This is a genomic window from Streptomyces sp. LUP30 (genome assembly GCF_001746365.1).
In the GTDB taxonomy this organism is placed as follows: Bacteria; Actinomycetota; Actinomycetes; order Streptomycetales; family Streptomycetaceae; genus Streptomyces.
In genome coordinates this window covers 1-6,835 of the sequence record NZ_MJAJ01000105.1, presented here as the reverse complement: position 1 = coordinate 6,835, position 6,835 = coordinate 1, and the positions used below count along the sequence as shown (strand labels likewise).

Annotated in this window: 4 protein-coding genes; all 4 read left to right on the top strand. The window is 75.7% G+C overall.

The window, feature by feature from the left end:
* Positions 1-171: 171 nt before the first annotated feature.
* The gene (locus tag BG482_RS39695; RefSeq protein ID WP_370745956.1) at positions 172-2,001 is read left to right on the top strand and encodes a hypothetical protein; all 1,830 of its coding nucleotides are present in this window, start codon (positions 172-174) and stop codon (positions 1,999-2,001) included.
* 158 nt (positions 2,002-2,159) lie between these two features.
* Positions 2,160-3,911 carry a serine/threonine-protein kinase gene (locus tag BG482_RS39690; RefSeq protein WP_069774077.1) on the top strand — a complete coding sequence of 584 codons (1,752 nt, stop codon included), beginning with the start codon at positions 2,160-2,162 and terminating at the stop codon, positions 3,909-3,911.
* Between the two features lie 76 nt (positions 3,912-3,987).
* Positions 3,988-5,622 carry a serine/threonine-protein kinase gene (locus BG482_RS39685; protein WP_069774079.1) on the top strand — a complete coding sequence of 545 codons (1,635 nt, stop codon included), beginning with the start codon at positions 3,988-3,990 and terminating at the stop codon, positions 5,620-5,622.
* Between the two features lie 50 nt (positions 5,623-5,672).
* Positions 5,673-6,835 (top strand): serine/threonine-protein kinase (locus BG482_RS39680; protein WP_079142708.1); only part of this gene is annotated, 1,163 nt, incomplete at its 3' end.

The window sequence follows — 6,835 nt, the reverse complement described above, 5'->3', positions numbered from 1 at the left end:
ACCGGCGGCCGCGCCGGCAGCGTCGGGCCGGGGACTCCGGCGCCCCGATCGCAGCCGGGCGGCCAAGGCGCCTTCGGTCCGGGCGGTCCTCGCGGTCCTGTCGGTCCGGGCGGATCGAGAGGGCCGGGCGGTCCGGGCGGACCCGGCGGCGGTGGGCTCGATGCCGGTGCGGTGGATCCCGAGGCTGCCCGGCGGGCCGCGATAGAGGCGCGGGCCACGGGCGCGTTCCCGGTGGCGGCGGGTGAACCGTCCGTCGGCGCGGGGGCGTCCGGGGCCGTGGCCCGCAGGGCGTCCACGGAGACCGGCGGGGACATCCGTGCCGCGCGGGCCGGCGCGATCGCCGCGTACCGCGCCGGGGCCCGGGCGGCGGCGCGGGTGCAGGAGGCCCAGGAGGCGGAGCAGAACGGACGCGCGGCGCTGCCCGGCGCCCGTACCCCGGCCGACGGCGGACAAGGGGCCGCGGGAAGCGCCACCGGCCGGATCGCCGACCCCTACGGAGCCCAGGGCGCACCCGGCCCGGCACCGCACGTCCCCGCACCGCACGCCCCCTACGCCCCCGGATTCCCGCAGCAGGACGCGGACCCGACCTCGCACGCCTCGCTCAAGCCCGTCCCCGGCCAGCCGGTCCCCGTGCCCGGCCAGTACCCGGGCCAGATCCAGGGCCGGACCGGCTCGGGCGAGGAGCGGGCCGGGGTCCGTTGGGACGAGCTCGCGGCCGGGGCGCCCGGCGGAGGCGTCCGGCGCGGGCCCGGCAGCGCGCTCGCCGCCGAGCGGGCACGGCAGGCGAGGATGGCCGTCGTCGGACCGGTCACCGAGCGGTGGGCGCCCGAGCAGGCCGGTCCGGTGCACGAGAACTGGCAGTTGGCCGCCCCGATCGGTCCCGCCACCGACCTGTGGGCGCTGGGCGCGCTGCTCTTCCGGGCCGTGCAGGGGCATGCGCCGTACCCGGAGGAGTCGACGGCCGAGCTGGTGCAGATGGTGTGCGCCGAACCGCCCGCCTTCGCAGAGGAGTGCGGGCCCCTCAGGCCGGTCGTGGAGTCGCTGCTGCGCCAGGACCCGACCGAGCGCCTCGGCTTCGAGGAGCTGCGGGGCTGGCTGCGCTCGCTGGTGAGGTCCGCGCCGGAGCCGGAGGCCGGGGCGCATGTCGTCGCCGCCCCGCCCGTGGACCCCCGCCGGCTGCCCATCGTGCGCCGCAAGGGCGAGCTGGTGCGCCGGCGGCGCGCCGGGCTGCCCGCGACGCACGGACGGCACAAGCGGGGCCGGCCGGAGACGGAGGGCTCGCCGCGCAGTCTGGGCCGGACGCTGCTCGTGCTGATCCTGCTGGTGCTGGCCGCGGCCGTCGCGTACGCCGTGCTGTTCATGCCCAAGGCCGGTGAGGACGGCGCGGCCGGCGCGGACCCCCGGCGCACGGGGGCAGCCGGCGCGGCCTCAGGCCAGGCGCCCGACGCGAGCAGCGAACCCCGTCCCGACCAGACCACGCCGGGCGCCTCAGCCTCCTCGTCGGCGGAGGCCACCCAGACGCAGACCGGCGGATCCGGCGGGGGCGCCGCCGACGGGTTCACCCTGCGCAAGGACGCCGCCGGCTTCCAGGTCGCCGTGGCCGACGGCTGGAGCCGCGCGCCGAAGAACGGGCGCGGCCAGGTCGTCTACTCGCACGGGAACTTCGAGCTGATCGTCGTCCCGGGACGCGACGGCACGTCGGCCGGCGGCAGTGACCCGATGGTCTACCAGCGGGAGAAGGAGAGCGAGCTCCAGCCCTACCGGGACTCCAGCTGGGCGACGGCCTCCGGGCTGCGCACGACGACCGTGGGCACCCGGACCATGGCCGAGGGGCAGTTCACCTGGACCGGCGCGGGCGGGCGTGAGCTGTACGTCCGCAACCTGGCCATCCTCATCGCCGGGCGCTACCACATCGTTCAGGTGCGGGGTCCGGAGGCCGAACGGGACGAGGTATCCCGGCTGTTCGAGCAGGCGTCGGCCACCTACCAGTACACCGGCTGACGAGCGCCCGGACCCCGCCGGGTGCTTCGGGGTTGCTTCGCGGGGCGGGAAGCGACAACCGTCACAGTGCTGTCTCCTTGGCACCCCCCTGGTTCCGCGCGGGCGGCCCGGTCTTTACGCTGGCCCTGTCAAGAGCATTGCGGGGCAACGTGAATCAGATGCAGGGCCAGCTCCTCGCGGGGCGCTACCGGCTCGCCGACGCCATAGGGAGCGGCGGCATGGGCCGGGTGTGGCGTGCCCACGACGAGCTGCTGCACCGGGCGGTCGCCATCAAGGAGCTGACGGCCGCGCTGTACGTGGCGGAGGGCGACCGGGCGGTCCTGCTGGCGCGGACCCGGGCGGAGGCCCGGGCGGCCGCGCGGATCAACCACTCCGCCGTGGTCACGGTTCACGACGTGCTCGAACACGACGGCCGTCCGTGGATCGTGATGGAGCTGGTCGAGGGCCGCTCGCTGGCCGACGCCGTCAAGGAGGACGGGCGCGTCGAGCCCACGGAGGCCGCGCGGATCGGCCTGTGGGTGCTGCGCGCCCTGCGTGCCGCGCACTCCGCCGGGGTACTGCACCGCGACGTCAAGCCGGGCAACGTGCTCCTCTCCGAGGACGGCCGCGTCCTGCTCACCGACTTCGGCATCGCCCAGATCGAGGGCGACACGACCATCACACGCACCGGAGAGGTCGTCGGCTCCGTCGACTACCTGGCCCCCGAGCGGGTGCGCGGACACGACCCCGGTCCCTCCTCCGACCTGTGGGCGCTGGGCGCGACGCTGTACACGGCGGTGGAGGGACGGTCGCCGTTCCGCCGCACCTCGCCGCTGACCACGCTGCAGGCCGTCGTCGAGGAGGAGGCCGCCGACCCGCGCCAGGCCGGGCCGCTCGGCCCCGTCATCACCGCCCTGCTGCGCAAGGACCCGGCCGCGCGTCCCACCACCGCAGAGGCCGAGCACCTGCTGGCCGAGGCCGCCGACGGACGGCGTCCCGACGCGGCGCAGGCCTATGTGCCGACGCAGTTCGGCGGGCCGGACCGGGTCACGGGAGGGCACCACGCCGGGCCCCCGTCCGCGGCGCACCCGACGTCCCACGCCACGCCTCCCACCTCGTACGTGCCGTCGCCGCCCCGGACGCCGACGGCCGGCCATCCCCTGACCCACCCGACCGCGGTGGGCCCCGTGCACCACCCCGGCCAGGGCCTGTCGGGGCCGAACACGCCGCCCGTGCAGTTCACCGCGTCCGCCGCTGTCCCGGACGGCCGGCCGCCGCGCCGCCGTCGCCGGCTGCGCACGACGGCCCTCGTGGTCGTCGTCGCGGCGCTGGTCGGCGGGGGCACGGCGATCGTGCTGCAGAAGTGGGATCCGGGCCGGGAGCAGACCACCGGGTCCGGGTCGTCGTCCCCCTCGCCGAGCCCGTCGTCCACCGGCGCCACCACCGACCAGGGCACGGCGCCCGACGGCTCGGAGAAGATCGACGACCCGCTGGGCTTCGGGCTCGCCCTGCCCAAGGGCTGGAAGCGGGAGGTGTACCAGGACGACGGCGATCTCCAGCAGGTCGACTACACCCCCGACGGAGGCGAGCACTTCGTGCGCATCGCCCTCGACAAGTCCCCCGACTTCAGCGACCCCTACGCCCATCAGGTCGACCTGGAACAGCAGCTCGAGCGGCTCGTCGACTACGAGCGGGTCACCCTGGAGAAGAACCTCTACCGCGACCGCGACGGCTCCGAGTGGGAGTACACCTGGACCGCGCTGGCGAAGGACACGAAGTTCCCCGGGCCGCGCCGCGCGATCGAGGAGACGTACGTCGCCCGCGACGGCTCCGAGTACGCCATCTACATGTCGTCGCCCGCGCAGGACTGGGAGGCGACGGCCAAGCAGTTCAAGTCCGTGCTGCGGAGCTGGCGCGAGCCGGGTTCGTAGCGTCCGCGGGCCCGGTCCGGCAGTTGGCCGGACCGCGCCCCGGAGGCGTGACCTCCGGTGCGGCATGATGGGCCTCATGGGGACCGAGGGGGGCGGGGACGCCACACGGGTCATCGCGGGCCGTTACCGGCTCGAGGCGAGGCTCGGGCGTGGCGGCATGGGAGTCGTGTGGCGGGCCACGGACCAGCTGCTGGGACGGCGTGTCGCCGTGAAGGAGCTGATCCAGGACGACGGGCTCTCCGCGGAGGAGGCGCGCGGCCGCCGCGACCGCACCCTGCGCGAGGCCCGAGCGGTCGCCCAGCTCAGCCATCCGCACATCATCGTCGTGCACGACGTCGTCGAGGACGGCGAACGCCCGTACATCGTCATGGAGTTGATCGACGGCGGCTCCCTCGCCGACCGGATCGCCGCCGAGGGCCCGCTCGCACCGAAGGAGGCGGCCCGGATCGCCGTCGCCCTGCTCGGCGCGCTGCGCGCCGCGCACACGGCCGGCGTCCTGCACCGGGACATCAAGCCCGCGAACGTCCTGCTGGAACGCGACAGCGAGCGCGTCGTCCTCACCGACTTCGGGATCGCGCAGATCGCGGGCGCCACCACGCTCACCGAGACCGGTTCGTTCGTCGGCTCGCCCGAGTACACCGCCCCCGAGCGGATGTCCGGTTCGTACACGGGCGCGGAGTCCGACCTGTGGTCGCTGGGCGCTCTGCTGTGCACGGTGCTGAGCGGCGAATCCCCGTTCCGGCGCGACTCGTTGGGCGGCATCCTGCACGCCGTCGTGTTCGCCGAGATCCGCACGCCCCCGCAGGCCGCCCCCCTGCTGCCCGTCGTGCGGGGGCTGCTGGAGCGCGATCCGGAGAGACGGCTGGGCGCGGCGGAGGCGGAGCGGCTGCTGCGCGCCTTTCTGGACACCGGGCGCACGCCACCGCCGGTGTCGTCCGGCTACACCCCGACCCAGGCGGATCTGCCCCGCCCGGACGCCTCGCCCCGGGAGCGCTCCACACGCGGTGTGCTGGTGGCCGCGTTGCTGGTGGCCGCCATGGCGGGGGCGGGCGTGTCGGCGGCGGCGCTGCTGGTGAACGGGGACGGCGACCGGGGCCGTACGCCCACGAGTTCGGCTCCCAAGGCGTCGGCGAGCTCCACGCCGGGCCGGCCGCGCACCAGCGGCGCGCCGAGCCCTCCGGCGACCCCCAGCGTCTCTCCGACGGCGGTGCACGGGACGTCCCCCGCCTCGGTGCCGGCCGCTTCCCGGCCGGTGACCGGCACGCCCTCCGCCCCGTCCGGCTACCGCGTGGCCGACGACCCGACCGGGTTCGCGCTCGCGGTGCCGGAGGACTTCACCCGTGTGCCGCAGGGCGAGCGGGTGTTCTTCATGTCCCCGGGACAGGTCTTCCGCCTCGGGGTGAAGGTGTCCGACGCGGCGCCGGACGGCCCGCTCGCCGTGATGGAACGGGCGGCCGCCAAGGGCTCGGACACCAACCCCGGCTACCACGACGGACAGGTCACCGAGACGACCCACGGCGGACGGCCCGCCGCCCTCTGGCAGTTCACCTGGGACGGCTTCAGCGCGGCGGAGGGCCCACGGCACACCTACGACCTGTGCTGGGAGCAGGGCGGACGGCTGTACGACGTCTGGGTGTCGGCGCCGGTCGGCAAGGTGCGCGAGGCGCGGGAGTACTTCGACGTCGCGGTCGACACGTTCGTGACACGGTAGTTGCACTTCACCAGTGGATACCGGCCTGCTTGGCGCGATATGGATGGACCATGAGCCACAACGGGGGCGTCGGCCACGAGTCCGATGAGACGACGAGTTTTGTTCTGCAACCGCCGAACCCACAGCCGGCCATGCCCCAGCAGGCGGCCGCGCCCTCGGAACCCGAGCCGCGGACAGCGGGGCCGGAGACGGGGCCCGTGCCCGAGCCGGGCGTCGGACGGCTGGTCGCCGGGCGGTACCGGCTGCTGGCGAAGCTCGGGCACGGCGGCATGGGCACGGTATGGCGCGCCAAGGACGAGACGGTGGACCGCGAGGTCGCCGTCAAGGAGCCCCGGGTGCCCGACCAGCTTCCTGAACGCGAACGCGCCAACGCGTTCGAGCGGATGCGCCGCGAGGCGCGGGCCGCGGCCCGGCTGGACCATCCGGCCGTGGTCGACGTGTACGACGTCGCGGTCGTGGACGGACGGCCGTGGATCGTGATGGAGCTGGTGCGCGGCCGCTCGCTCGGCGACGTCCTCCAGGAGGGCACGCTCGGCGAGCGTGAGGCGGCCCGTGTCGGCCTGGAGGTGCTCGGCGCGCTGGAGGCCGCGCACGCGGCGGGCGTCCTGCACCGGGACGTCAAGCCGGACAACATCCTCCTCGGCCGCCACGACCGGATCGTTCTCACCGACTTCGGCATCGCCCAGATCGAGGGCGACACCCGGCTGACCGACACCGGCGGCATCATCGGCTCGCCCGAGTACCTCGCCCCCGAGCGGGTGCTCGGGCAGCGCCCGGGCCCGGCCGCCGACCTGTGGTCCCTGGGCGTGGTGCTGTACGCGGCGACCGAGGGCGTCTCGCCGTTCCGCCGCAGCAACACGCCGGCCACCCTCCAGTCGGTCCTGCACGCGGCCCCCGCGCCGCCCGCCGCCGCGCAGGGCCCGCTGGCCGAGGCCGTCAACGGGCTGCTGGAGAAGGACCCGGCGCGCCGTCCGACGCCCGCCCGGGTGCGGGCCCTGCTGGAGGCCGCCGCGAACCCGCCCGCTGCGCAGCCCGCCCGGGCCGTCGCGCCCACCGAGCGCCCCCGTGCCGCGCGCCGGTTCGGCCGCACGGCGTGGATCGGGCTGGGGGCCGCCGTCGTGGCCGTGGCGGCGGCCACGTACCTGGTGGTCGCCGACCCGTTCGCCGGGCCGCTGCCCGACGGGGGGAAGACGAAGCACGAGAAGGAGGTCAC